The organism is Ramlibacter sp. P4_H7 (assembly GCF_056400765.1).
Genome location: NZ_JBFUKP010000012.1, coordinates 21,647 through 46,707 on the forward strand (window position 1 = coordinate 21,647; position 25,061 = coordinate 46,707).

Below are 25,061 nucleotides of genomic sequence, written 5' to 3' on the forward strand. Positions count from 1 at the left end.
CCCCGAGCAGGGCGGAGCGAGGTTTGGTACAACCTCGTGTTCCCTGCCCTGCTCGCCGGATGAACCCACAAGCACAAGAAATCTGGACAGCCCCACGCTGGGCGCTCGCCGCGCTGCTCGCGCTGTTGGGCATGCTCGGCCCGTTTTCGATCGACACCTACATCCCGGCCTTCTCTGGCATTGCCCAGGCGATCGGCGCCACGCCCGTGGAGATGCAGCAGACGCTGTCGGCCTATCTCTTCGGCTTCGCCTTCATGAACCTGTTCCACGGCGCGCTGTCGGACAGCTTCGGCCGGCGTCCGGTGGTCCTGTGGGGCATCGCCGTCTTCACCCTGGCGTCGGCCGGCTGCGCACTGGCGCAGAACATCGGGCAGCTGGTGTTCTTCCGCGCGCTGCAGGGGCTGTCGACCGGGGCAGGCATCGTGGTGTCACGCGCCGTGATCCGCGACATGTTCCCGCCCGACCAGGCGCAGAGGGTCATGAGCCAAGTGACCATCTATTTCGGCGTGGCGCCGGCCGTGGCGCCCATCGTGGGCGGCTGGCTGTTCGTGCACGCCGGGTGGCACAGCATCTTCTGGTTCCTCACCGCCATCGGCGTTGCCCTGTGGCTTGCCAACTGGAAGCTGCTGCCGGAGACGCTTCATGTCACCCACCGGCAGGACTTCAACGTGCGCAACCTGATGCGCGGCTACTGGCAGCTCGGGTCCAGCCCGCGTTTCCTGCTGCTGGCGCTGGCCAGCGGCGTCCCCTTCAACGGGATGTTCCTGTACGTCCTGTCCGCGCCAGCCTTTCTGGGGGACCACCTGCAACTGGCGCCGACGCAGTTCTTCTGGTTCTTCATCCTCACCATCAGCGGCATCATGGCGGGCTCGTTCGCCAGCGGGCGGCTGGCGGGACGCATCCCGCCGAAGCTGCAGATCCGCTACGGCTTCGTCGTGATGGTGCTGGTCTCCCTGGCGAACGTCGCGGCCAACCTGCTGTTTCCGGCGCGGGCCTGGTGGGCGCTGATTCCCATTGCGATCTTCGCCTTCGGCTGGGCGCTGATGGTGCCGGTGGTGACGCTGCTGGTGCTGGACCTGTACCCCGAGCGGCGCGGCATGGCTTCCTCGCTGCAGGCCTTCATCGGCTCATCGGCCAACGGCATCGTGGCCGGGGGTATCGCCCCGCTGGTGATGGACTCGACCCGCGAACTCGCCATCGCGTCGCTGCTCATGATGAGCGTGGGCCTGTTCGCCTGGCTGTACGTGAAGTGGCGCTGGCCGGAAACGGGACGAAGCGCGATCGGCTGAGCGACCCCGTCCCGGATGCAATCAGGGTAGCAGCGACAAGGCCTGCATGTAGCGCGGTTCGGTCATCAGCGCGTCCCACGAGCTGGCGGGGCCGCAGGGCAGCAGCGCCAGGCGGCGGTGCTCGCTCGCTTCGCTGGGCCGCCAGGTGCCGCGCCGCTGCAAATCCGACAGGCTTTCCAGCATCTCGTCGATGGACCCCCCGCCTTCGCTGTTCACCGACTCGTTGCACAGCAGGACCATGTCGCAGCCGGCCTGCAAAGCGGCGACCGCGGCCTCGGTGAAGCTCACGTCGCGGCCATGGATCTTGCGGGCTCCGGCCATGCTCAGGTCGTCGCTGAAGATCGCGCCCTGGAACTGCAGTTGCCCGCGCAGGATCTCGTTCAGCCAGCGGGGGGAGAAGCCGGCCGGAATAGGATCCACCTTGGTGTAGATGACATGTGCAGGCATGACGCTGGTGAGCGTGGTACCCAGCCACTCATAGGGAATCCCGTCGTCCTGCAGGATCGCCTTGAGGCTGCGGTTGTCGACGGGGATCTCCAGGTGCGAGTCCGCCTTCACGAAGCCGTGGCCGGGGAAGTGCTTGCCGCAGTTGGCCACGCCGGCTTGCAGCAGGCCTTGCATGAGGCTTCGGGCCAGCAGGGTGACGATGCGCGGGTCCCGGTGGAAGGAGCGGTCGCCGATGACGGAGCTGGCGCCGAAGTCCAGGTCCAGCACCGGCGTGAAGCTGAAGTCCACACCGCAGGCGCGCAGCTCCGCGCCCAGCACGTAACCGGCGGCGGTGGCTGCGGCCATCGCTTTCATCGCGCCGGAGCCCTCGCGTCCCCTTCCGTCCTTCATCCACAGATCGCCGAAGCGGCGCATCGGCGGCAGGTGCGTGAAGCCGTCGGTACGGAAACGCTGAACGCGCCCTCCCTCGTGGTCCACGCAGATCAGGAGATCGCCGCGCACGGCCTTGATCTCGGCGCACAGTGCCGCGAGCTGCTCGCGGCTTTCCCAGTTCCGGCCGAACAGGATCATCCCGCCCACCAGGGGGTGGGCCAGGCGGCGGCGGTCCTCGCCGGAGAGGCTCAGGCCGGCCACGTCCAGGATCACCGGTGCGTGTTCACTCATGGATCTGCTCTTTCTGTTCCACCACCACGAAGCTGGCGGCGTAATCGGTCTCGTCGGTCACGCTCACCTGCGCGGTGAGGCCCCGTTGATCGCACCAGGCCTTCAGCACGCCGTGCAGCACGATCACCGGCTTGCCGCTGGGCATCTTGCCGACCTCGCACAGGCGCCAGGTCATGGGCATGCGCATTCCGAGACCGACCGCCTTGCTGAAGGCCTCTTTCGCGGAGAAGCGCGTGGCGAGGTAGCGCAGGCCACGCTCCGGCCAGCGGGCGCTGCGCGCTTTCCAGGTGGCGAACTCGGCTTCGCTCAGGATCTTGAGGGCGAAGCGATCGCCGTGCCGTTCCACCGAAGCGCGGATGCGTCGCACGTCACAGATGTCGGTGCCAATGCCGTAGATCACTTGCGGTCGCTGCGCTGGATCGCGGCCAGGTAGTCTCCCACCGCTGCGGCGTAGCCGAGTTCCAGGGCGTCGGAGATCAGCGCGTGGCCGATGGAGACTTCCAGAACGTTGGGCACGGCACGCAGGAAGTCGGTGAGGTTCTCCCGGCTGAGGTCGTGCCCGGCATTCACCCCCAGGCCCGCTGCATGGGCAGCGCGGGCCGCATCGGCGAAGCGCTGCAATTCCTGCTGCTGGCGCGGTGTGCCCCAGGCTGCGGCATAGGGCTCGGTGTAGAGCTCGACGCGATCGGCGCCCACGGCCTTCGCCAATGGGATCGCGGCGGCATCGGCGTCCATGAAGAGGCTCACCCTCACTCCCAGTGCCCTGGCCTCGGTGATCAGCGGTTTCACACGCTCCCCGTCCTTGCGCAGGTCCCAACCGTGGTCGCTGGTGAACTGGCCTTCGCTGTCGGGCACGAAAGTGGCCTGCTGCGGCCGCAGCGCGCGCACGAAGTCCATCAGGTTGTGGAAGGGGTTCCCCTCGATGTTGAACTCCGCCCGCGGCCACTTCTTCAGCAGTGCGTGCAGGTCCTGCACGTCATCGGCGCGAATGTGGCGAGCGTCCGGCCGCGGATGCACTGTCACGCCATGGGCTCCCGCCTCCAGGCAGATCGTGGCCGCGCGCGTGACGCTCGGGATGCCCAGGTGGCGCGTGTTGCGCACCAGGGCGACCTTGTTCAGGTTGACGGACAAGGCCGTGTTCATGGGACAGCTCTCCCACTGCTTGTTCGCCGGGCGGTTTGCCGTTGTTTCGGCCGCCGGCTCGGGCGAGCGCCTTCGGGGTCTCGTGCGGCGCTCATAAGGCCTGCAGGTCCATCATCAGTTGCCGGGTACGCAGCGTGTTCACGCCGCAATGGTAGTGCAGCAGCGCGCGCAGCTGCGGCTTGAGCTCGCCCATCGTGGCCGCCTGCCGCAAGGTTGCGTTGAAGGGAGCCGGATCGTCGACGGCCGCCTGCAGCGCCAGCCACTGGGCGCCGCTGAGGCTGCCACGCTCCTGCGCGTCGTGCCATTCCACCAGGCCGCCTTCCGGCCGCAACGCATACCGCTGGTCTTCGTCCAATGGCGCCAGGGTGGCCGTCTGCACGTCCAGGGTCGGCAGCAAGCCGATTTCGCGCAACAGCAGCAGCTCGAAGGCCCGCAGTGCCGGCTGCAGCAGTTGCACGTCGTCGGCAGCCAGCATGCGCACGGCGGCGGCATACACGTCGAACAGCGGCGGATGGGGGTCGTCGCGGGCGAGCAGTCGCAACAGCAGCTCATTCAGGTAATAGCCCGAGAGCAGCGCCTCTCCGGTCGGCATCACCTGCCCGCCGACCCACTCGGCGGCCCTCAACGTCCGGATTTCGGCATCGCCGCCGAAGGCCACGTGGAGCGGCTGCAGTGGCAGTAGCACGGGACGAAAGTTGGAGCTGGGCTTCTTTGCACCCTTGGCCACCACGGCAACGCGGCCATGGTGGCGCGTGAGCAGTTCCAGGATCAGGCTGGATTCGCTCCAGTCGTAGCGGTGCAGGACGAACGCCGGCTCGTCGGCGATGCGCTTGACCATGACTCAACGCGGCGCCGGGCCGTCCGGAGCCGGCCTGCGCTGCCCCAGGGGGCCGGGCCGACGCGCAGCGAGGACCTCGGGGGCCATGGCTTTCACTCGTAGCCGAAGCTGCGCACCCGCGCCTCGTCGTCGGCCCAACCCGAACGGACCTTCACGAACAGCTGCAGGAACACCTTGGCGTCGAACAGCTGCTCGAGCTCCTGGCGGGCCTCGGTGCCGATGCGTTTCAGGCGCTCGCCGCCCTCGCCGATGATCATGGCCTTGTGGCTGTCCCGCTCCACGACCAGGGTGGCCGCGATCCGGACCATCCGCTTGAACTTGGCGCTCGGCTCTTCCTCGAACTTTTCGATCACCACGGTCGACGTGTAGGGCAGCTCGTCGCCGGTGAGGCGGAACAGCTTTTCCCGCACCATCTCCCCGGCCATGAAGCGCTCGCTGCGATCGGTGAGTTCGTCCTCGCCGTAGAACCACGGCTGCTGCGGCAGGAACTTCCCGCACACCTCCAGCACCCGCTGGATGTCCTTGGGTTGCTTGGCCGAAATCGGCATGAACTCGGTGAAGGGATGCCGCGCCTGCATGTCACGCAGCCAGGGCGCGAGCTCACCGCGTCGGTTCACCAGGTCCAGCTTGTTGGCCACCAGGATGGCGGGGATTCCGGGCTTCAGCAGCGCCAGCACCTTGGCATCCCCGAGCGTGAAGTTGCCGGCTTCCACGACGAACAACACCACGTCGACATCTCCGATGACGCCGGTGACTGCGCGATTCAGCGAGCGATTGAGCGCGGAGCTGTGCCGGGTCTGGAAACCCGGGGTGTCGACAAAGATGAACTGCGTCGTGCCTTCCGTGCGCACGCCGGTGATGCGATGCCGGGTCGTCTGCGCCTTGCGCGAGGTGATGCTGATCTTCTGCCCCACCAGGGCATTCAGCAGGGTGGACTTGCCGACGTTGGGCTTGCCCACGATCGCCACCAGCCCGCAGCGCTGCCCCGCACCGGCAGCCGGCACGTCGGCAGCGTCGCTGCCTGTTTCACCTTCGGTGTTCATTTCAGCCTGGATTTGAGTACCAGCAGCATAGCCGCAGCGGCGGCCTGTTCGCCGGCACGGCGTGACGCGCCGATTCCCCGCTCGACAATGCCGAGCTCGGTCACCTCACACTCGACGTCGAAGGTCTGCTTGTGCGCCGCACCCAGCGTGCCCACCACGCGGTAGGCCGGCAGATGCATCTTGCGGCCCTGCAGCAATTCCTGCAATTCCGTCTTGGGATCCTTGGCGGCGGCCGACATCTGCGGCTTGATCTCGACGTCCGCGTACAGCCGGTGCACCAGCGCCTCGGCCGCCGCGTACCCGGCGTCGAGATGCACGGCCCCGATGAGCGCCTCCAGCGCATCCGCCAGGATGGAGGGCCTCTTGTGCCCGCCGGAGCGCGCCTCGCCCTCGCCCAGGCGCAGCATGCCGGGAAGGGCCAGGTCGACCGCGATCTTGTGGAGCGTGTCCTGCTTGACGAGATTGGCGCGCACGCGCGAAAGATCGCCCTCGGGCAGGTCTTTCAGGCGCTGGTACAGGAGCGCCGCGACGGCAAGGTTGAGCACGGAGTCGCCAAGGAACTCGAGCCGCTCGTTGTGCTCGGCCGAAAAACTCCGGTGCGTGAGGGCGCGGGCCAGCAGGCGCGGGTCCTGGAAGCGGTGCTGCAGTCGATCCTGCAGCGCCGCGAGCTCGTCTGCCACGGGTGGAAAACTACCTTCCGGGATGCGAACGCCCCTCGTACTTGAGGGTGAGCCACGCCGGGCCGAACATGTGGAATTCCTTCTGGTACGCGAAGGCGACAACCACCTGATCACCGTCCTTCGTGATTTCCAGGTCCCTGCCCTTGATGGAGGTGATGCTGTCGATGTCGGCCGAGCGGTCGAAGGCCGCGCGCACCGCGGCGACGCTGCCTTCGTTCTTTGCCTTGTTGATTGCCCGCAGCGAAGCCTGGTACTCGATGACCGAGGGGAAAGCCTGCAGGGCCACCGCACCCACAGCCGCCAGCACCGCCAGGATGAAGATCAAGGTGATGATCGACATGCCTGCCTGACGCGATTTGACCGCCATTGAAATCCTCCGTCCGATCCTCATTCGAATGAGCCGACCCGCTTGAAGTCCCCGAAGTTCATCCAGATCAGGAATGCCTTGCCGACGATGTTCTTGTCCGGCACGAATCCCCAGTAGCGCGAGTCCAGCGAATTATCCCGGTTGTCGCCCATCATGAAATAGTGCCCCTCCGGCACCTTGCAGACGACCCCTTCGACACTGTAGCGGCAATTCTGCTTGAACGGGAATTCCTCCACGCCCGGGACGAAGGCGGGGCGCTCGTCGTCGTTCAGGAGCCGGTGCTTCTTGCCGCCAAGCTGCTCCTCGAACTGCTTGAAGTACCGCATCGCGTCGCGGTCGAAGTAGTCCGACAGGCGCGCGTCCGGCACCGGCTTCCCGTTGATCGTCAGCTTCTTGTTCAAGTAAGCAACCTCGTCGCCGGGGACGCCGACCACGCGCTTGATGTAGTCCAGCGAGGGCTTGGGCGGGTAGCGGAACACCATCACGTCCCCGCGCTTGGGCGGCGTTCCCTCCGTCAGGCGCGTGTTCAGCACCGGCAGGCGCAAGCCGTAGGTGAACTTGTTGACGAGGATGAGGTCGCCCACCAGCAGCGTGGGAATCATCGAACCCGAGGGAATCTTGAAGGGCTCGAACAGGAACGACCGCAGCACGAACACCGCCAGGATCACGGGGAACAAGCCCGCCGTCCAGTCCAGCCACCAGGGCTGAGCGAGGACCTTGTGCCGGGCATCGGCGAGCCTGGGATCGTCCGCTGCGATGCCGCGCGCGGAAAGATCCGCGTTGCGGCGCGCGGCATTCTCTTCGAGAGCCTCGACCGCACGCCGCCGGCGCGGCAGGAACCACAGGTGTTCCGCGAACCAGTACAGGCCGGTGACGATGGTGGCCAGGAACAGCAGCAGCGCGAAGTTGCCTTCGACGAGCTCGAAGTACCACGCGCCGGCATAACCGACGAAGGCCGCGAGCACCGCGGCCGTCAGGAAAGGCATCATTCTTCTACCTGGAGGATGGCCAGGAACGCTTCCTGAGGCACTTCGACGGAGCCGATCTGCTTCATGCGTTTCTTGCCAGCTTTTTGTTTTTCGAGGAGCTTGCGCTTGCGGGTGATATCGCCGCCGTAGCATTTTGCCAGCACGTTCTTGCGCAATGCCTTGACGGTCTCCCGCGCGATCACGTTCGCTCCGATCGCAGCCTGGATGGCCACGTCGAACATCTGCCGGCTGATGATCTCCCGCATCTTGGCCACGACCGCCCGGCCCCGGTAGGGCGCCTGCGTGCGGTGGACGATGATGGACAGGGCGTCGACTTTCTCGCCGTTGAGCAGGATGTCGACCTTCACGACGTCGGAGGCGCGGTATTCCTTGAACTCGTAGTCCATCGAGGCGTAGCCGCGACTGACCGACTTCAGCTTGTCGAAGAAGTCGAGCACGATTTCGCCCAGCGGGAGCTCGTACGTGAGCATCACCTGGCGGCCGTGGTAGGCCATGTTGATCTGGATCCCGCGCTTCTGGTTGGCCAGGGTCATGACCGCGCCGACGTATTCCTGCGGCATGTACAGGTGCACCGTCACGATCGGCTCGCGGACCTCCTGGATCCGGCCTTGGTCCGGCATCTTGGCCGGGTTCTCGACCATGATCACCTCGCCGTCGCCCTTCAAGACCTGGTAGACCACGCTCGGAGCGGTCGTGATCAGGTCCTGGTCGAACTCGCGCTCCAGCCGCTCCTGCACGATGTCCATGTGAAGCAGGCCCAGGAAGCCGCAGCGGAAACCGAAGCCGAGCGCCTGGCTCACTTCGGGTTCGTAGTGCAGCGACGCATCGTTGAGCTTGAGCTTCTCCAGGCTGTCGCGCAGCGAGTCGTACTGGTTCGCTTCCACGGGATACAGGCCGGCGAACACCTGCGGCTGGATTTCCTTGAAGCCGGGCAGCGGCTCGGTCGCCGTGAAGGCGGCGCCGCCGGAACCCGCCTTGATCAAGGTCACCGTGTCGCCCACCTTCGCGGCCTGCAGTTCCTTGATGCCGGCGATAATGTAGCCGACCTCGCCCGCCTCCAGCGCCTCGCGCGGGGCGTTCGCCGGCGTGAAGACGCCGAGCTGCGTCGCCTCGTAGTTCGTCTCCGTCGCCATCAGCTTGATGCGGTCACCCTTCGTGACGCGGCCGTCGACCACGCGCACGAGCATGACCACGCCGACATAGCTGTCGAACCAGCTGTCGATGATCATGGCGCGTAGCGGCGCGTCGGGATTGCCGCGCGGAGCCGGGATGCGGGCGACGATCGCCTCCAGGATCTCATCGATGCCCATGCCAGTTTTAGCGGAGCACGGGATCGCATGGCTCGCATCGATGCCGATCACGTCCTCTATTTCCGACTTCGCGTTCTCGGGATCGGCCTGCGGCAGATCCATCTTGTTCAACACCGGCACCACCTCGACACCGAGGTCAAGCGCGGTGTAGCAATTGGCGACTGTCTGTGCTTCGACGCCTTGGCTCGCATCGACGACCAGCAGCGCACCTTCGCACGCCGACAGCGAGCGACTCACTTCATATGAGAAGTCGACGTGGCCGGGCGTGTCGATCAGATTGAGGTTGTAGATCTGTCCATCGCGCGCCTTGTATGCGAGCGCAGCGGTCTGCGCCTTGATGGTTATCCCACGCTCCTTTTCGAGATCCATCGAGTCCAGGACCTGCTCTTCCATCTCGCGATCGGAGAGTCCGCCGCACCGCTGGATCAAGCGGTCGGCGAGCGTGGATTTGCCGTGATCGATGTGCGCGATGATCGAAAAGTTTCTGATGTGATTCATCAACGGGAACAGATAAGTGATTGATTCAAAAGCCGCGCACAAAGAAAAAAGGGCGCGTCATGAAGGTGACGCGCCCTGAACCAACAATCTATGGCAACTGCGATAGTTGGAACTTCATTGTAGGCAAAACGCGCCGGGCGTACAGACTGAGGGTCACCTTGACTCGGCCGTTGCGGGTCCGCAACTCGCATGTTATTCACAGGTTTTCAACAATTTACGAGGACATCCCGTGGGACAACTTGTGGGCCACTTGTGGAGCAGCAGTGCACTGCTTGGTGGCATCTCGCATCGTGGTGTAGCTACCGTCTGATATGTCCAGAATGACCGCTGACCCGAGGTGATTCTACCCAACCCGGTTCTTAGGCTCCGACCAAGTTAGCGTCCGCCAACCTCGACAGGCCTAAAAGGGCGCGCCAAAAAACGTCCAACCGCCTGTCTTTTTTTGACCATCGACGAAGAGAAAGCCCCAAACCCGAGCAAGGGCTTGGGGCTTTTCTTGCATGCGCAGGTCAGCCGCGCGCAGGGCGAATCAGGAGGTAATTGGCCAGTTCCCCTCGGCGCAGGAGCACGGGAATCGGCTTGGTCTTGTCCAGCTTTGCGACCACCGCCTCGAAGTCTTTCACTGTGTTGATCTCCGTGTTGCCGATCGCGACGATGATGTCGCCTTCGCGAACGCCGGCTCTCAGCGCAGCACCTTCGCCCACCGATTCCACGCGCACGCCGCCTTTCACTTTCGACTCCTTCTTCTGGGCGGCGGTGAGTTCGCTGACGACGATGCCGATCGACTGCTGCGCCGGAGAGGGTTTCGGCTTCTCATCGGGTGCCTGGGCGGGACGCGCGCGGGCTTGCTCCTGCTCGAACTCGGCGACGGTGACGCTGAGGTCACGCGATCCTCCGCGGCGGAACACCGTCAGGTTCACGCGGCTGCCGGGCTTCGTGCTGCCCACGAGTCGAGGCAGGTCGGAAGCGCGTTCGATCGCCTGGCCGTTGAACTTGGTGATGATGTCGCCCGCCTCGATGCCCGCCTTGTCCGCCGGTGAGCCGCCCTCGACGCTGCGCACCAGGGCGCCCTGCGGGCGGCCCAGGCCGATGGATTCGGCCACGTCACGCGTCACCTGGTCGATCTGCACGCCGATGCGTCCCCGCTGCACGCGGCCGCTCACGCGCAACTGCTCTGCCACGCGGCTTGCCTCGTCGATCGGGATGGCAAAGGAAATGCCCATGAAGCCGCCCGACCTTGAATAGATCTGGCTGTTGATGCCAATGACCTCGCCGCGCATGTTGATCAGCGGGCCGCCCGAGTTCCCGGGGTTGATCGCGACGTCGGTCTGGATGAAAGGCAGGTAGTCCCCGGTGTCACGCCCCTTGGCGCTTACGATGCCGGCCGTCACCGTGTTGTCCAGCCCGAAGGGCGAGCCGATCGCCATCACCCACTCGCCGACTTTCAGGCGGGACACGTCACCCACGCGCACCGCCGGCAGGCCCGTGGCGTCGATCTTCACCACCGCGACGTCGGTGCGCTTGTCGGCACCGATGATCTTGGCCTTGAACTCGCGCTTGTCCGTCAGGGTGACGAGCACTTCGTCCGCGCCGTCCACGACGTGCGCGTTGGTCATGACAAAGCCGTCGGCCGTCAGGATGAATCCGGAGCCGACGCCGCGCGGCTGCACGTCCTCGCCCCCATCTCCACCGCGCGGGTTCGGGCGCTGCTGGCGCGGTGCATTGGGAGCGTTGGGCGTGTTCGGGTTGTTCGGCATGGGAACGCCGAAAAAGCGCCGGAAGAATTCCTGCATCTCCTCGTCCATCTGGCCATCGGCCGCCCGCGAACCGCCGCGCGTGCGCTCGATGGTGCGGATGTTCACCACGGCGGGTCCGACCTGGTCGACGAGTTCGGTGAAGTCGGGCAGCGACCGCGGTTGCGGCGCGGACTGTGCGAGGACCGGCGTGACGGGGACATAGGCCACGGCGCCGGCGAAGGCCAGCGCCATCGCCCATCCGCAGCTGCGCAGGCACTTGGGATCCATGCGGAACATACAGACCTCTCCAGAAGGCTCAGACAAGGGTAATAGCTGAGAATACGACCAAGCGCGGAAGTTGCGCGTCAGCCAAACACGCATGGCCCGCTTTACGCGCGGGTCACTCGGACGGGCATCCGGCCCGCGGACTTACTTCCGGCGCTCAAGGCTGAGCGAGAACGCTCGCAGCGTCTGCGGCGGCACCTCGCCGACTGCGGTTACCCACCATTCCTGCACGTGGCGGGTGAGCGTATGGGTCGAACCGCTGGCGAACACGCCTTCCTGCTGGTGGCGCTGCCGGTCATACGGTTCCACGAACAGGGACACCGAAGCCAGGCCGTCCGAGAAGATCCACTGCAGGATGCCGTCGGACGGCCGCTTGTAGCAGCTCATGGGCCTGAAGCCCGCCACCGGCGCCTTCAGGTCCCAGCCTTCGGCGGCTGCGGTGGTCTTCACGGCGTCCGGCTTCTCCACGCGCCAGCCCACCGGCACGGCCATCATCTGCGCCAGCTTGTCCATCCTCACCGGGGCGTCCAGCTGCAGCTCGGAAAATGCGGCCTGCTCGAGCACCTTGCCGGTTTCGTCCACGGTCTGCAGCTTCACCACCAGGCCGCTCTTCCTTTCGCTCCAGACCCGGTAGCCGAAGCGCAGCGTGTCCTTGGGCAACACCTGCACGATGTCGGCTTCGAACCCGGCGACCCGGTCGCTGCCCAGTCGCCGCGCGGTATAGAACTCCGGAATCGCCGTCTCGTCCGGTTTCAGCAGTTCGGGAAACATCCCGAACGCGTCGCGTCGTTCGCTCCGGACCGTCTTCGTCTCGGGCAGGAACGTCAGGACCTCGTCATCGCGCCGGAAGGTGAGCCGGCGCTCCCCGGAGAGGGTCTCGATCCGTTCCGCCTGCCGCTGGCCATCGCACGCGTGCCAGATGCGCGCGCTGGACATGGAGCCATTGCTGGAAGAAACGACGAAGGTGCCGATGTAGCTCCGCTGGCGCGACGCATCGTGCATGCGCGTGAGCCACTCGTTCACCGTGCGCTCTCTGCCCTCGCCGGGCCGGGGATCGGCGGGCTGGTTGGGACCGGCGGCGACTTGCGCTGCAGCCAGGGCCATGGCCCCGACGGCCCAGAAGGCCAACACGCCGTGGGCCAGGCGCGAGCGGTCGACAGGAGCCGGGCCGAGAGCCATCAGCGAGACGGCGCCTCGAAAGTGGCATTGCGCAGGAAGCCCGAGCTCGTGCCCAGGGCGGTCGCGCCGCCCAGCTGGCGGTGCGCGGCCAGAAGCTTGTCCAGGCCCGGGTCACGAATCAGCGGAGCGCCGCCGGCTTCCACGACCACCGGAGAAGAACTCTGGGCCTTGGCCAGCTGTGGCTGGGCAGCGCTGCCCGCCCACAAGTTCCACCCCACCGCAGTGACCGCCGCCATGGAGGCGACACCCGCCGCGAGCTTCCAGACCCAGTCGTTGGCGGCCGCCGACGGGGGCCCGGCCACGACGATGGGCCGCACGACCGGCAGGGGTGCCGCCTGCTCCTGCAGCCGCTGCTGCAGCCGGGACAGGAAGATTTCCGGAGGCGTGCCGACGCTGGCCCGTCCCGTGCGCAGGACCTCGCCCACCGCGTGGTAGGCACACCAGGAGGCCCGAGCTTGCGGATCGGCGGCCACCGCATCCACGGCGAGCGCGAATGCCTCGCCCTCCAGTTGCCCATCGGCCAGCGCCGAAATCAGTTCCTGCTTGTCCATGTTCATTGCATCCATGTCGCGCCTCACCAGCGCTTGCCCGACTGGTTTTCCAGCAGGGGCTTCACCTTCGCCGAAATCGCCTCGCGGGCCCGGAAAATCCGGGATCGCACGGTGCCGATCGGGCAATTCATCACTTCCGCGATCTCTTCGTAGCTCAGGCCTTCGATCTCGCGCAACGTCACCGCCTGGCGCAGTTCTTCCGGTAGCGCCTCCATGGCAGAGTTCACGGTCGCGGCGATTTCCTTGGCCGCCAGCACCGTTTCCGGTGTCTCGGCGGAGGTTAGTTCGTTCTCCATGCCGGAAGTTTCTTCGTCGTCGTCATTACCGCCGCGCAACGAACTCTCAGACACGACCGGATCCCGTTTCAGGTCGACCAAAGCCTTCTTGGCCGTATTGACGGCGATCCGGTACAGCCAGGTATAGAACTGGGCCTCGCCGCGAAACTGGGGGAGCGCCCGGTAGGCCCGGATGAAGGTTTCCTGGGCAATGTCCTCGATCAGGTTGGTGTCCCGCACCATCCGGCCGATCAGGCGCTCGATGCGCCGCTGGTATTTCATGACCAGCAGGCCAAAGGCCTTCTGGTCGCCCGCCACCGTGCGTTCCACCAGCATCAGGTCGGTGTCGCCGGACGAAGCAGGCGGGGCGGCGGGAGGCGTCTTGTTCATTGTGGGGCCGCCGGAGGCTTGCCGGCAGCGCGCACGTGCGTGCTCGCGCGGGAATATACCGCACGGCGCAGAGAGTCCCAGTGGGACGCGTCCGACGCGCGCTCCAGCCACAGCCAGCGGACGCGCCCGCTTTCCGGGCACCACCGCAGCAGCAGCCGGGACTGCAGGTCCATCGAGATTTCCGGATGGCCGGCGGCGGTGTCCCCGCCCTCTTCCCAGCTCCAGTCGACGCCGTCCCAGCGCAGAACGCCGGTGGGCGACCCGCGCCAGTCCCGCGCGGCGAAGGCGCCGCTGGCCAGCACGGCGGCGAGCACGACCCATTGCCGCCAGCCGAGGGACGACTGCACGACCCAAGCCAGGAGCGCGAACAGGGCGACCGACACGAGCGCCGCATAAAGCCATGCGACGAACGCGCTGCGCCCCACCGGATAGCTCACCGATGGGGCGGAGTGCATGGACTCAGATGCGCTTGAAGACCAGCGAACCGTTGGTGCCGCCGAAGCCGAAGTTGTTCTTCAGCGCGACGTCGATCTTCATGTCCCGCGCCGTGTTGGCGCAGTAGTCCAGGTCGCATTCGGGGTCCTGGTTGAAGATGTTGATCGTGGGCGGGCTCTTCTGGTGGTGGACGGCCAGCACCGTGAAGACGGACTCGATGCCGCCGGCGCCACCCAGCAGGTGGCCGGTCATCGACTTGGTGGAATTCACCACCACCTTCTTCGCGTGGTCGCCCAACGACAGCTTGATCGCGTTGGTCTCGTTGACGTCGCCCAGCGGCGTCGAGGTGCCGTGGGCGTTGAGATAGTGGACCTGTTCCGGGTTGAGGCCGGCATTCTTCAGGGCGGCGCTCATCGAGCGGCGCGGACCGTCCACGTTGGGCGCGGTCATGTGGTACGCGTCGGCGCTCATGCCGAAGCCTGCGAGCTCGGCGTAGATCTTCGCGCCGCGCCTCTTCGCGTGTTCGTACTCCTCCAGCACCATGACGCCGCCGCCCTCGCCCAGCACGAAGCCGTCGCGGTCCTTGTCCCAGGGACGGGACGCGGTCTTGGGGTCGTCATTGCGCGTGGACAACGCGCGGGCCGCGGCAAATCCGCCGATGCCCAGCATCGAGACGCAGGATTCAGCGCCCCCGGCGATCATCACGTCGGCGTCGCCGCTTTCGATCATGCGTCCGGACAGGCCAATGGCATGCAGGCCCGTCGTGCAGGCCGTCACCACGGCGATGTTGGGGCCCTGGAAACCGTGGCGGATCGACACGTGGCCCGAAATCATGTTGATGATCGACGCGGGCACGAAGAACGGCGAGATGCGGCGAGGGCCGCGGCTCATCAATTCCGCATGCGTCTGCTCGATCATCGGCAGTCCGCCGATGCCCGAACCGATGTTCACGCCGATGCGCGTGGCCAGCTCGGGATCGAGCTGGTCGCCCTGGGGCAACCCGGCATCCTTGATCGCCTGGTCGGCCGCAGCCAGTCCCAGGTGGATGAAGCGGTCCATGTGCCGGGCTTCCTTTTCCGGCATGTAGTCCGCGACATTGAAGTTCCTGACCTCGCCGGCAAACTTGACGGAAAGGCTTCCCGTATCGAAGGACGTGACCAGGTCGATGCCGCTCCGCCCCGCGAGCAGGTTGGCCCAGGACTCGGCGACCGAATTACCCACCGGGCTGACGCAGCCCAGTCCCGTCACGACGACGCGGCGACGCATCTTCTATCAGGCCTTCTGGTGGGCGTTGGCGTAATCGATGGCGTTCTGCACCGTCGTGATCTTCTCGGCGTCTTCGTCCGGGATCTCGATGCCGAACTCGTCTTCGAGGGCCATGACCAGTTCCACCGTGTCGAGCGAGTCCGCGCCGAGGTCGGCCACGAAGGCCTTTTCGTTGGTGACCTGGGACTCTTCCACGCCGAGTTGCTCGGCGATGATTTTCTTGACACGTGCTTCGATATCGCTCATGGGTTCCCTCTAAGGGTTTGTGATTGAATCCGCGATTTTAAGCCGGGCGGAGGGTCCGGCTGGAGTGGCTGGCCCGGGGCGTTCCCCCGGGGGGTGGATCAGGCCATGAACATTCCGCCGTTGACGTGGATTTCCTGGCCGGTCACGTAGCCGGCCTGCGGCGAGGCCAGCCAGGCCACGGTGTGGGCGATGTCTGCGGGTTTGCCCAGATGGCCCAGCGGGATCTGGCCCAGCAGGGCTTTCTGCTGTTCCTCCGGCAAGGCCGCGGTCATGTCGGTTTCGATGAAGCCGGGAGCGATGCAGTTGACGGTGATGCCCCGGCTGCCCAGTTCGCGTGCCAGCGCGCGGGTCATGCCCGCCACGCCGGCCTTGGCCGCCGCATAGTTTGCCTGGCCCGGGTTGCCGGAGGAGCCCACCACGCTGGTGATGCTGAGGATGCGGCCGTAGCGCTGTTTCATCATCGTGCGCATCACGGCGCGGCTCATCCGGAAGACAGCCTTGAGGTTGGTGTCGAGGACCGCATCCCATTCCTCGTCTTTCATGCGCATGGACAGGTTGTCACGCGTGATGCCGGCGTTGTTGACCAGCACGTGCAGGCCGCCGGTCTCCTTCGCAATGCGGTCCACCAAGGTTTCCGCGGCCTTCGCGTCGTTGACGTCCAGCCTGGCGCCACCGCAGTCGGCGTACTGGGCCAGCGCATGTGTGATCTTCTCCGCGCCTTCGTCGGTGGTGGCGGTGCCGATCACCTTCATGCCGCGGACGGCGAGTTCGTGGGCGATCGCCGCGCCGATGCCCCGCGAGGCGCCCGTCACCAGGGCGACCTGGCCGTGCATGTCGATGTGCGTGTTCATGCCAGCATTCCCTTCGCTTCGGCCAGCGTCGCCGGGTCGTAGACCGAAGCGCTGTTGAGGCTGCCGTCGATGCGCTTGACCAGGCCCGCCAGCACCTTGCCGGGGCCGCATTCGATGAGCGTGCCAATGCCGCGGGCCTGGATCGCGCGCACGCACTCGACCCAGCGCACCGGACCGAATGCCTGCTCGTACAGGGCGGCGCGGATCCGGTCCGGATCGGTCTCGACCTTCACCTCGATGTTGTTCACAACCGGGATCCGCGGCACCTGCAGGTTCGTGGCGGCCAGGCGTTGTTTCAGCTTGTCCGCAGCAGGCTTCATCAGGCTGGAGTGGAAAGGCGCGGAAACCGGCAGGAGCAACGCCCGTTTCGCCCCCATGCCCTTGAGCACTTCGCAGGCCTTGTCGACCGCCGCCTTGCTGCCGGCGATGACGGTCTGCGCGGGATCGTTGAAGTTCGCGGCTTCCACCGCCTCTCCGCTGTTGGTGCCCAGCATGCGCAAGGCCTCGGCGCAACCCTCGACCACCTTCTGGGCTTCCAGGCCCAGGATGGCGGCCATGGCCCCCGTGCCCACGGGCACTGCTTCCTGCATGGCCTGCGCGCGGAAGCGCACCAGCGGAGCGGCGTCGGCAAGCGTCAGCGCGCCGGCTGCGACCAGCGCCGTGTACTCGCCGAGCGAGTGGCCAGCCAGCATCGATGGCTCGGCACCCCCTTCGGCGCGCCATGCGCGATAAGCGGCGAGACCCGCCACGAGCATCACCGGCTGGGTGTTGGTCGTGAGCGCCAGGGCCTCCTTGGGGCCTTCCTTGATCAGGCGCGCGACGTCCTCGCCCAGCGCATCCGACGCTTCCCGCAACGTCTCGGCGACGGCAGGATGGTCGCCCCAGGCGTCCAGCATGCCGACGGACTGCGATCCCTGTCCGGGAAAGACAAAGGCAAAGGGTTGCATGGCTTGTCTCTTGTTCGTTGTGCGAAGCCCCGGGGGCCTCAGAAGTCCAGCAGGACCGCGCCCCAGGTAAATCCGCCACCGACGCCTTCGAGCATCAGGGTGTCACCCTTCTTGATCTTGCCGCTGCGCACGGCCGCATCAAGCGCGAGGGGGATGGATGCCGCCGACGTGTTGCCGTGCTGGTCCACAGTGACGATGAGCTTGTCCATGGACATCTTCAGGCGCTTGGCGGTGCTCTGCATGATGCGGATGTTCGCCTGGTGCGGAATCAGCCAGTCGATGTCCGCATCGGTCTTGCCGGCCTTCGCCAGCGCCGCGCGTGCAGCGTCCTCCAGCACGCCCACGGCCAGCTTGAACACGGCCTGGCCGTCCATGCGCAGCAGCGGGTTGCCGTGCACCTTGCCGCCGAACACAGTTCCCGGCACGCAGAGGATCTCGACGTGCTTGCCGTCTGCATGCAGGTCGCTGGCCAGGATCCCCGGGGTCTCCGAGGCCTCCAGCACCACGGCGCCGGCGCCGTCACCGAACAGCACGCAGGTGGTTCGGTCCTTGAAATCGAGGATGCGCGAAAACACCTCCGCGCCGATCACCAGCGCCTTGCTCGCGGCACCGCTCTTGATCATGGAGTCGGCGACGGTCAGGGCGTAGACGAAGCCGCTGCACACCGCCTGCAGGTCGAACGCGGGGCAGCCGGCGATGCCCAGCTTGTTCTGCAGGATGGTGGCCGAGGACGGGAACACCATGTCCGGCGTCGACGTCGCCACGATGATCAGGTCGATCTCGGACGCCTGGCGACCGGCCGATTCCAGCGCGCGGCGGGCCGCCTCGAAGCCCAGGTCGCTGGTGGCCACATTGGGTTCGGCGAAGTGACGGGCGCGGATGCCGGTGCGCTCCACGATCCAGTCGTCGGAGGTTTCCACGCCATCGGCGGCGAGTTGCGTCGCCAGCTCCGCATTGGTCACGCGCTTGGGCGGCAGGAAGCTGCCCGTGCCCGTGATCCGGGAATATCTGCTCATTTCTTAGTTCGTGGCCGGTTCGAGTTGGGTGTCGCCTCCGGCGCTCACCAGAAGCGGCCTGGCATGGGCGATTCGGCTCTGCACACGGTCCAGCAAATTGTGCCGGGCCGCATCATACGCGCGGTTCAGTGCCTGCTCGAAAGCGTACTCGTCGGCCGATCCGTGGCTCTTGAACACCAGGCCGCGCAGGCCCAGGAGCGCCGCACCGTTGTAGCGCCGGTAGTCAACGCGCTTTTTGAGAGCAGATAACACCGGATACGCGGCGATGGCAGCGAGCTTGGTGAGCGGGTTGCGGCCAAATTCTTCCTTGAGGAAGCCGCTGATCAGGGATGCGACCCCTTCGCTGGTCTTCAGGGCGACGTTGCCGACGAAGCCATCGCACACGACGATTTCGGTGGTGCCCTTGAAGATGTCGTTGCCTTCCACGTTGCCATAGAAGTTCAGGTCCCCGGTTTCGCCAGCCGCGCGCAGCAGTTCTCCTGCTCGCTTGATCATGTCGTTGCCCTTGATGACTTCCTCCCCGATGTTCAGCAAGCCGACCGAAGGGCTGTCGTGCCCTTCGTGCAGGGCGGACACCAGGGCGGACCCCATCACGGCAAACTGGAGCAGATGCTGTTCCGTGCAGTCCACGTTGGCGCCGAGGTCCAGCACGGTGGTGTCGCCCCCCTTGGCGTTGGGCAGGTGGCTGGCGATCGCCGGGCGGTCGATGCCCTCCACTGTCTTGAGAAGGTAGCGCGCCAGCGCCATCAAGGCGCCGGTGTTGCCGGCGGAGATGGCCACCTGGGCGGCCCCCTCCTTCACCTGCTGGATCGCGACGCGCAGCGAAGAGTCCTTCTTCTTGCGCAGGGCGACTTCGACGTGGTCGTCCATGGCGACCACCTCGGAGGCGGTCACGGTTCGGGCACGGGGATGCCGGAAGGCTGCGAGCGCATCGGGCATGCCGACCAGCAACAGCTCGGCGTCCGGATGGGCCTCGAGGAAGTGCCTGCACGCCGCGAGCGTCACGCGGGGGCCATGGTCGCCGCCCATGCAGTCCACGGCGAGGGTGGTCGTCATGGCATTCACTGTAGAGCCAAACCACGCGCCAGGCGGTGCGAGTCGGTCAAGAAAGGGCAAGAAAAAGGCCCGGACTGCGGTGCGCAGCCGGGCCTGTTCGCGTGATCGGTGGTCAGGCGTCGTTCTTGGTTTTCAGCACCTTGCGGCCGCGGTAGAAACCGGTCGGGCTGATGTGGTGACGCAGATGCGTCTCGCCGGTGGTCGGCTCGACGGCAATGCCGGGCACCGTCAGCGCGTTGTGCGAACGGTGCATGCCGCGCTTGGAGGGCGACTTCTTGTTTTGCTGGACGGCCATGACGGGCTCCTGGAATCGTTGTGCCGCCCGAGGCAGTTGCCGGCGGCAGGTTGGAAGGTGGGACGAAGCGCGCTTCCTGCAGGCCCGAGGCTCTGGCCATGGGTGCCCTGTTGGCGCGAAGCCAGAAATTATAGCCCAAATGCATGCTCCCGCTACCGGCCCGGCTTGAGGCGGGTGAGAACGGCGAATGGATTTTCCCTTTCGGCGCTGGCCGCGTCGAAGTCGGGGTCCTCGGCGGACATCTTCACCGGCTCCGGGCAGACCTCGTGGCGAGGCGCGACCGGCACTTCCATCAGGAGTTCGTCCTCCACGAGCTCCAGCAGGTCGAAACTGCGGCTCAAGGCCAGCAGGTCCTCTTCGGCCCCGTCGTCCTCGGCCGCGGCCGTGGCTTCATCCGCCACGAACCGGAAGGATCGGCTCACCTTCAAGGGAACGTCCACGGGATTGAGGCAACGCTGGCACACGAGCGGCAGCGTGGTGTCCGCCTCCAGGTGGACCCATATCTGGGGGTGAACGTGATGCGGGTTGTGCATCTCGCCCCGCGCGTGCCAGTGGACGGGACCGGAGCTCGCGAGGCCCTGAGTCTCCGCGGAAAGCCGGACGAAGTGCTGCAGTCCCGAGCTTGCATCGAGCTCGGCACCGTTCTCGGCAAAGCGGCGAACGTCCAGTCGCTGCGGGTCGAAGTCCTTGGCCATGAATTCAGTGTAAGAGAATCTGCCGATGCCGCCTGCTTCCCCCCGCCCTGCCGCGCGCCCCCTCATCCTCGGTTCGACCTCGGTGTATCGGCGCGAGCTGCTGTCCCGCCTGCACCTGCCCTTCACCGTCGAGCCACCGAACGTGGACGAGACGCCGTTGCCAGGAGAGCAGCCGGCCGACCTCGCGCGTCGCCTGGCAGCGGCCAAGGCCGCCTCGGTTGCGCGGACGCACCCCGGTTCCATCGTCATCGGCTCCGACCAGGTCGCGGACCTGGACGGCGAATCGCTCGGCAAGCCTGGCACCCATGCGAACGCGCTCGCGCAGCTGCGGCGCATGAGTGGACGGACCGTGATCTTCCAGACGGCCTTGACCGTCCAGTGCGCCGAGAGTGGCTTCACGGCCCACGACCTCGCCCCGGTGCGAGTGCGCTTCCGAGCGCTCGCCGATGCCGAAATCGAGGCCTACCTGCACGCGGAGCAGCCGTACGACTGTGCCGGCAGCGCCAAGAGCGAGGGCCTGGGAATCGCCTTGCTGGAAGCCATCGACAGCGACGATCCGACGGCCCTGGTGGGCTTGCCGCTGATCCGCACCTGCAGGATGCTGCGCGCGGCCGGGCTTCGGTTGTTCTGATGGCAGTCGGTCGCCTTTACCTGGTGCCCGCGCCGCTGGACCACGGCTGCACCACATCCTCGCCCCTCACCGACGTCCTGCCTGCCGCGACCATCGCCGTTGCGGCCCGCCTGACGTGCTGGATCTGCGAAAACGCCAAGTCGGCCCGCGCGCTGCTCAAGCGGGTGGACGCCATCCAGCCGCTGGCGGCACCGCTGCAGCAGCAGGCGATCACCGAACTGCCGAGGGCCGTTCACAAGAAGGGCGACCACGCCCCGGCCTCCTACGACGCTCGCCCGCTGCTGCAGGCAGCACTGCAAGGCCAGGACGTGGGCCTCCTGAGCGAAGCGGGCATGCCCGCCGTGGCCGATCCGGGGTCGTCGGTGGTGCGGGCCGCGCACGACCTGGGCCTGGAAGTGGTGCCGCTGGTGGGACCGGTCTCGCTGTTGCTGGCGCTCGCGGCCAGCGGCCTCAACGGCCAGAACTTCGCCTTCGTCGGCTACCTGCCCCAGGAAGCCGCGGCACGCCTGCAGCGGCTGCGCGAACTGGAAGGATTGGCGCTGCGTACCGGACAGACGCAGCTGTTCATCGAAACCCCATACCGCAATCCACCGATGTGGCAGGCCCTGCTCCAGGCCTTGAGGCTGGACACGCGGATCGCCGTGGCTTCAGCGCTCACCTTGCCGACGGCACGCTGCCGCACCTACAGTGTGGCTGCCTGGAAGCAGCAGCCCGTGCCCGTGGCCGCGGACCTGCCGGCGGTGTTCGCACTGGGCGCGTGATCAGCGCAGCGGCTGCACCGTGCGCAGGGCCTTGACCGCGCCCTCGCCGATGGCCGCGCCGAAGCGCTTGGCGAGTTTCTCGGCCACGTTCTCGTGGCGGGTGTAGTCGACGATCTCTTCGGCCTTGATGACCTCGCGCGCAACGTAGTCCAGGTTGCCGAGCTGGTCGGCAAGCCCCAAATCCACTGCCTGCTGGCCGGTCCAGAACAGTCCACTGAACAGTTCCGGCGTCTCCTTCAGCCGCTTGCCGCGACCGGTCCTCACCACGTCGATGAACTGGCGGTGGATCTGGTTGAGCATCTGTTGCGCATGCTCGCGGTGTTTGTCCGTTTGCGGGCTGAACGGGTCGAGGAAGCCCTTGTTCTCACCTGCGGTCAGCAGGCGGCGCTCGACCCCCAGCTTGTCCATCAGTCCGACGAAGCCGAAGCCCTCCATCAGTACGCCGATGCTGCCCACGATGCTGGCCTTGTCGACGAAGATGCGATCGGCCGACACCGCGATGTAGTAGGCGGCCGAAGCACAGGACTCCTCCACCACCACGTACAGTGGCTTCTTGTACTTGGCCTTGAGGCGCCGCAGTTCGTCGTTGATGATTCCCGCCTGCACCGGACTGCCACCTGGCGAGTTGATCAGGAGCACGACGCCCTGGGCGCCCTGGTCCTCGAACGCGGCCTTGGCAGCGGCCACGATGAACTCCGCGCTGGCCTCGTTCTTGGGGCCGATCTCCCCATCGATTTCGATCACCGCAGTGTGCGGCGCCAGCTTGTCCCCGGCCTGGTTGCCGCGGTAGGTGAGCGCCCAGACCAGGACGATGAAGAAGGCGAGCCAGGCCAGGCGCACGAAGGCACGCCATCGCCGCGCAGATTTCTGCTCTTCCAGCGTGGCGAACAACAGCTTTTCCATGGTGGCGCGCTCCCAGCCAGGCAGCTCCTCTGCGCGGGGCGCGGCCGCGGCCGCGGCCACGGGAGGGGGAGTGCCCGCCGGAGGTTCGGCCGGCGTGTTGCCCGGGGGCAGGTTCTCGTTGTTCATGTCGGCAGCTCAGAAGGCCACGGGTTGCAGGTTCCAGGCAGTATGCCAGTGCACCACGCCGTCCCTTTCGGTGAGATCGATCCGGATCAACGCCCCCCGGCAAGGCCCACCCGCGCACGCCCCGGTGTCCGGCCGGTAGGCGGCGCCGTGCGAACCGCACAGGAGCCACTGGCCGGTATCGTCGAAGAAGCGGTTCGGCTGCCAGTCCAGTTCCATCGCGACGTGCGTGCAGCGATTGAGGTACGCATGCACGGCGCCGCGGTAGCGGATGGCGAAGGCACGGCAGGTCTGCCCCGACAGGACCACGTCGAAGGGCACGGCAACGCCGCCGTCCACCAGGTCGGGCGAGTTGCACAGGGGAACGAGTTCCCCCTCGTTCGCGGCATCCGTCATGCGTTCACCAGCAGCCAATCGTGCAATTCGCGCACGGAATGCACGATGGTCCGCGGCTGCAGCGCCTCGAAGCCGTCCGGCGCATGCGCCCCATAGCTCACGGCCACGCTCGGGCAGCCGGCGTTGAGCGCCATCTGCAGGTCGTGCGTCGTGTCTCCGATCATGAGGGTGCGTTCCGGGTCGGTGCCGAATTCGCGCATCAGCTCGTGCAACATGAGCGGATCGGGCTTGCCCGCCGTCTCGTCGGCGGTACGCGAACCGTCGAAGACGCCGGCCAGCTGCACCGAGCGCAGCACGTCGTCGAGCCCTCGCCGCGACTTGCCCGTGGCCACGGCGAGCCGGTGACGGCGCGCGCGCAGGTCGGAAAGCATGGGCAATACGCCTTCGAACAGGCTCAGGTCGTCTTGCCGGGTCACGTAATGGCGCCGATAGGCCGCGCCCAGTTCCGCATAGCGCTCTCGCGGCACGTCGGGGGCGGCATGCGCGAGCGCATCCATCAGCCCCATCCCGATCACATAGGCCGCATCCCGATCGGTCGGGACCGATCCGCCGACGTCGGACACCGCCTGCTGGATGCAGCGCACGATGATCGTCGTGGAGTCGAACAGCGTGCCGTCCCAGTCAAAGGCGATCAGGTCGAACTGGCGGGGGCGGCTGGCGGGCATGGTCGGTGAATTTCTGCAGGTCCTGCGGCAGCGGCGCGTGCAGGGTGATGCGCTCGCCGGTGGCGGGGTGGTCGAACTGTAACCGCCATGCGTGCAGGAACATGCGCCGCAGGCCCTCCTTCTGCAGGCCCTTGTTGAGCTCGAAGTCGCCGTATTTGTCGTCCCCGGCGATGGGGTGCCCCGCGCTGGCGAGGTGCACGCGGATCTGGTGCGTCCGACCGGTCTTGATGGTCACTTCCAGCAGGCTGAAGCGGGGAAGCTGCTCCTGCACCTTGACCAGGGTGATCGAGCGCATACCGTCGGGATCGTCCCGGGCGACGACCTTGACGCGCCGCTCGCCGTCCGACTGCAGATACTTGTGCAGCGGCTGGTCGATCACCTTCTTGTTGCCCGGCCAGGCGCCCACGGCCAGCGCCAGGTAGGTCTTGCCGGTCTCGCGCTCGCGGAACTGGTCCTGCAGCTTCGTCAGCGCCGAACGCTTCTTGGCCACCAGCAGGATGCCCGAGGTCTCGCGGTCCAGTCGGTGCACCAGCTCCAGGAATCTGGCGGACGGCCGAGCCTGCCGCAGCTGCTCGATGACGCCGAAGCTCACCCCGCTGCCGCCGTGCACCGCAACGCCCGCCGGCTTGTCGATCGCCAGGAGGTGCTCATCTTCGAACAGGACGGGGAATTCGCGCGCGGGCGCCGGCTTATCGGCTTTCGCCGCCACCGACTCGGACAGCCGGACCGGAGGAAGCCGGACGATGTCGCCGATGGACACCCGGGAGTCGGCCGAGGCCCGGCCCTTGTTCACCCGGACCTCGCCGGACCGGATGATGCGGTAGACGTGCGTCTTGGGCACGCCCTTGAGCACGCGGATGAGGAAGTTGTCGAGCCGCTGGCCGGCCGATTCCTCCCCCACTGTCAGAAATTGGACTGAGCCACTTGCGGGGAGCAGACTGCCCCCTATAATCACTTTCACCAGAGTTACGCCGTAAGTGGTTGATTTGGCTGGCAGTTTAGTCCACGCCTCCCCGCTCGGCACCCTGGCAGGTCGATGCCACCGGCATCGTCCCGCGCAGATTCCGGGCCCAAGCCCGTCATGGCGCGGAC

Annotated in this window: 29 protein-coding genes; 3 read left to right on the top strand and 26 right to left on the bottom strand. The window is 66.5% G+C overall.

Annotation, left to right across the window (positions count from 1 at the left end; all coding sequences use genetic code 11):
• Positions 1-59: 59 nt before the first annotated feature.
• Positions 60-1,289, top strand: a complete 1,230-nt coding sequence (locus tag AC1DSA_RS16645; RefSeq protein ID WP_477891143.1) for a multidrug effflux MFS transporter — start codon at positions 60-62, stop codon at positions 1,287-1,289.
• A gap of 21 nt (positions 1,290-1,310) precedes the next feature.
• Here the strand turns inward: AC1DSA_RS16645 and nagZ are convergent, their stop codons facing one another.
• The 22 genes from nagZ to AC1DSA_RS16755 form a co-directional block, all read right to left on the bottom strand.
• Positions 1,311-2,399, bottom strand: coding sequence for a beta-N-acetylhexosaminidase (nagZ, locus tag AC1DSA_RS16650; protein WP_477891145.1), 1,089 nt, complete (start codon positions 2,397-2,399; stop codon positions 1,311-1,313).
• Positions 2,392-2,799: a holo-ACP synthase gene (gene acpS, locus AC1DSA_RS16655; RefSeq protein WP_477891147.1), complete on the bottom strand. Its 408-nt coding sequence runs from the start codon at positions 2,797-2,799 to the stop codon at positions 2,392-2,394. Before acpS ends, nagZ begins: the two co-directional genes overlap by 8 nt.
• Positions 2,796-3,542, bottom strand: coding sequence for a pyridoxine 5'-phosphate synthase (locus AC1DSA_RS16660; RefSeq protein WP_477891149.1), 747 nt, complete (start codon positions 3,540-3,542; stop codon positions 2,796-2,798). The genes acpS and AC1DSA_RS16660 overlap by 4 nt, the downstream gene beginning before the upstream one ends.
• Positions 3,543-3,633: 91 nt before the next feature.
• Positions 3,634-4,380, bottom strand: a complete 747-nt coding sequence (recO, locus tag AC1DSA_RS16665; protein ID WP_477891151.1) for a DNA repair protein RecO — start codon at positions 4,378-4,380, stop codon at positions 3,634-3,636.
• A gap of 92 nt (positions 4,381-4,472) precedes the next feature.
• Complete coding sequence (gene era, locus AC1DSA_RS16670; RefSeq protein WP_477891153.1) at positions 4,473-5,423, bottom strand: GTPase Era; 951 nt, start codon at positions 5,421-5,423, stop codon at positions 4,473-4,475.
• Positions 5,420-6,103 carry a ribonuclease III gene (gene rnc, locus AC1DSA_RS16675; protein ID WP_477891155.1) on the bottom strand — a complete coding sequence of 228 codons (684 nt, stop codon included), beginning with the start codon at positions 6,101-6,103 and terminating at the stop codon, positions 5,420-5,422. The genes era and rnc overlap by 4 nt, the downstream gene beginning before the upstream one ends.
• Positions 6,104-6,113: 10 nt before the next feature.
• A complete protein-coding gene (locus AC1DSA_RS16680) occupies positions 6,114-6,443 on the bottom strand; it encodes a DUF4845 domain-containing protein (RefSeq protein WP_477891157.1) in 330 nt (109 codons plus the stop codon).
• 47 nt (positions 6,444-6,490) lie between these two features.
• Positions 6,491-7,456 (bottom strand): signal peptidase I, encoded by a 966-nt coding sequence (lepB, locus tag AC1DSA_RS16685; protein ID WP_477891399.1) that lies wholly within the window; start codon positions 7,454-7,456, stop codon positions 6,491-6,493.
• Positions 7,456-9,267 (bottom strand): translation elongation factor 4, encoded by a 1,812-nt coding sequence (gene lepA, locus AC1DSA_RS16690; RefSeq protein WP_477891159.1) that lies wholly within the window; start codon positions 9,265-9,267, stop codon positions 7,456-7,458. The genes lepB and lepA overlap by 1 nt, the downstream gene beginning before the upstream one ends.
• Positions 9,268-9,776: 509 nt before the next feature.
• On the bottom strand, positions 9,777-11,300 hold the full coding sequence (locus tag AC1DSA_RS16695) for a DegQ family serine endoprotease (protein WP_477891161.1): 1,524 nt from the start codon (positions 11,298-11,300) through the stop codon (positions 9,777-9,779).
• Positions 11,301-11,432: 132 nt separating this feature from the next.
• Positions 11,433-12,467, bottom strand: a complete 1,035-nt coding sequence (locus AC1DSA_RS16700) for a MucB/RseB C-terminal domain-containing protein (RefSeq protein ID WP_477891163.1) — start codon at positions 12,465-12,467, stop codon at positions 11,433-11,435.
• The gene (locus tag AC1DSA_RS16705; protein ID WP_477891165.1) at positions 12,467-13,033 is read right to left on the bottom strand and encodes a sigma-E factor negative regulatory protein; all 567 of its coding nucleotides are present in this window, start codon (positions 13,031-13,033) and stop codon (positions 12,467-12,469) included. Before AC1DSA_RS16705 ends, AC1DSA_RS16700 begins: the two co-directional genes overlap by 1 nt.
• Before the next feature lie 8 nt (positions 13,034-13,041).
• Positions 13,042-13,683: an RNA polymerase sigma factor RpoE gene (gene rpoE, locus AC1DSA_RS16710; protein WP_477891167.1), complete on the bottom strand. Its 642-nt coding sequence runs from the start codon at positions 13,681-13,683 to the stop codon at positions 13,042-13,044.
• Positions 13,680-14,138 carry a hypothetical protein gene (locus AC1DSA_RS16715; protein ID WP_477891169.1) on the bottom strand — a complete coding sequence of 153 codons (459 nt, stop codon included), beginning with the start codon at positions 14,136-14,138 and terminating at the stop codon, positions 13,680-13,682. The genes rpoE and AC1DSA_RS16715 overlap by 4 nt, the downstream gene beginning before the upstream one ends.
• A gap of 4 nt (positions 14,139-14,142) precedes the next feature.
• Positions 14,143-15,384: a beta-ketoacyl-ACP synthase II gene (fabF, locus tag AC1DSA_RS16720; RefSeq protein ID WP_477891170.1), complete on the bottom strand. Its 1,242-nt coding sequence runs from the start codon at positions 15,382-15,384 to the stop codon at positions 14,143-14,145.
• A gap of 6 nt (positions 15,385-15,390) precedes the next feature.
• Complete coding sequence (acpP, locus tag AC1DSA_RS16725; protein WP_013902185.1) at positions 15,391-15,630, bottom strand: acyl carrier protein; 240 nt, start codon at positions 15,628-15,630, stop codon at positions 15,391-15,393.
• Between the two features lie 98 nt (positions 15,631-15,728).
• On the bottom strand, positions 15,729-16,481 hold the full coding sequence (gene fabG, locus AC1DSA_RS16730) for a 3-oxoacyl-ACP reductase FabG (RefSeq protein ID WP_477891172.1): 753 nt from the start codon (positions 16,479-16,481) through the stop codon (positions 15,729-15,731).
• A complete protein-coding gene (gene fabD, locus AC1DSA_RS16735) occupies positions 16,478-17,428 on the bottom strand; it encodes an ACP S-malonyltransferase (RefSeq protein ID WP_477891174.1) in 951 nt (316 codons plus the stop codon). Before fabD ends, fabG begins: the two co-directional genes overlap by 4 nt.
• Positions 17,429-17,466: 38 nt before the next feature.
• Positions 17,467-18,444, bottom strand: coding sequence for a beta-ketoacyl-ACP synthase III (locus AC1DSA_RS16740; RefSeq protein WP_477891176.1), 978 nt, complete (start codon positions 18,442-18,444; stop codon positions 17,467-17,469).
• A gap of 3 nt (positions 18,445-18,447) precedes the next feature.
• Positions 18,448-19,500: a phosphate acyltransferase PlsX gene (gene plsX, locus AC1DSA_RS16745; protein ID WP_477891178.1), complete on the bottom strand. Its 1,053-nt coding sequence runs from the start codon at positions 19,498-19,500 to the stop codon at positions 18,448-18,450.
• Positions 19,501-19,612: 112 nt separating this feature from the next.
• Positions 19,613-19,795, bottom strand: a complete 183-nt coding sequence (rpmF, locus tag AC1DSA_RS16750) for a 50S ribosomal protein L32 (protein ID WP_027101192.1) — start codon at positions 19,793-19,795, stop codon at positions 19,613-19,615.
• Positions 19,796-19,947: 152 nt separating this feature from the next.
• Positions 19,948-20,490: a YceD family protein gene (locus AC1DSA_RS16755; RefSeq protein ID WP_477891181.1), complete on the bottom strand. Its 543-nt coding sequence runs from the start codon at positions 20,488-20,490 to the stop codon at positions 19,948-19,950.
• Between the two features lie 25 nt (positions 20,491-20,515).
• Between AC1DSA_RS16755 and AC1DSA_RS16760 the strand changes: the two genes are divergently transcribed.
• Positions 20,516-21,121 carry a Maf family nucleotide pyrophosphatase gene (locus AC1DSA_RS16760; protein ID WP_477891183.1) on the top strand — a complete coding sequence of 202 codons (606 nt, stop codon included), beginning with the start codon at positions 20,516-20,518 and terminating at the stop codon, positions 21,119-21,121.
• On the top strand, positions 21,121-21,882 hold the full coding sequence (locus AC1DSA_RS16765) for an SAM-dependent methyltransferase (protein WP_477891185.1): 762 nt from the start codon (positions 21,121-21,123) through the stop codon (positions 21,880-21,882). Before AC1DSA_RS16760 ends, AC1DSA_RS16765 begins: the two co-directional genes overlap by 1 nt.
• On the opposite strand, the gene AC1DSA_RS16770 is transcribed toward AC1DSA_RS16765, so the two are convergent.
• From AC1DSA_RS16770 to AC1DSA_RS16785, 4 genes are read right to left on the bottom strand one after another with little or no spacing between them, the layout of a single operon-like run.
• On the bottom strand, positions 21,883-22,911 hold the full coding sequence (locus AC1DSA_RS16770; protein WP_477891187.1) for a S49 family peptidase: 1,029 nt from the start codon (positions 22,909-22,911) through the stop codon (positions 21,883-21,885). It lies immediately after the preceding gene.
• 9 nt (positions 22,912-22,920) lie between these two features.
• Positions 22,921-23,304 carry a Rieske (2Fe-2S) protein gene (locus AC1DSA_RS16775; protein ID WP_477891189.1) on the bottom strand — a complete coding sequence of 128 codons (384 nt, stop codon included), beginning with the start codon at positions 23,302-23,304 and terminating at the stop codon, positions 22,921-22,923.
• Positions 23,301-23,969, bottom strand: a complete 669-nt coding sequence (locus AC1DSA_RS16780) for an HAD family hydrolase (protein WP_477891191.1) — start codon at positions 23,967-23,969, stop codon at positions 23,301-23,303. The genes AC1DSA_RS16775 and AC1DSA_RS16780 overlap by 4 nt, the downstream gene beginning before the upstream one ends.
• Positions 23,926-24,930, bottom strand: a complete 1,005-nt coding sequence (locus AC1DSA_RS16785; protein ID WP_477891401.1) for an RluA family pseudouridine synthase — start codon at positions 24,928-24,930, stop codon at positions 23,926-23,928. Before AC1DSA_RS16785 ends, AC1DSA_RS16780 begins: the two co-directional genes overlap by 44 nt.
• Positions 24,931-25,061: the final 131 nt, after the last annotated feature.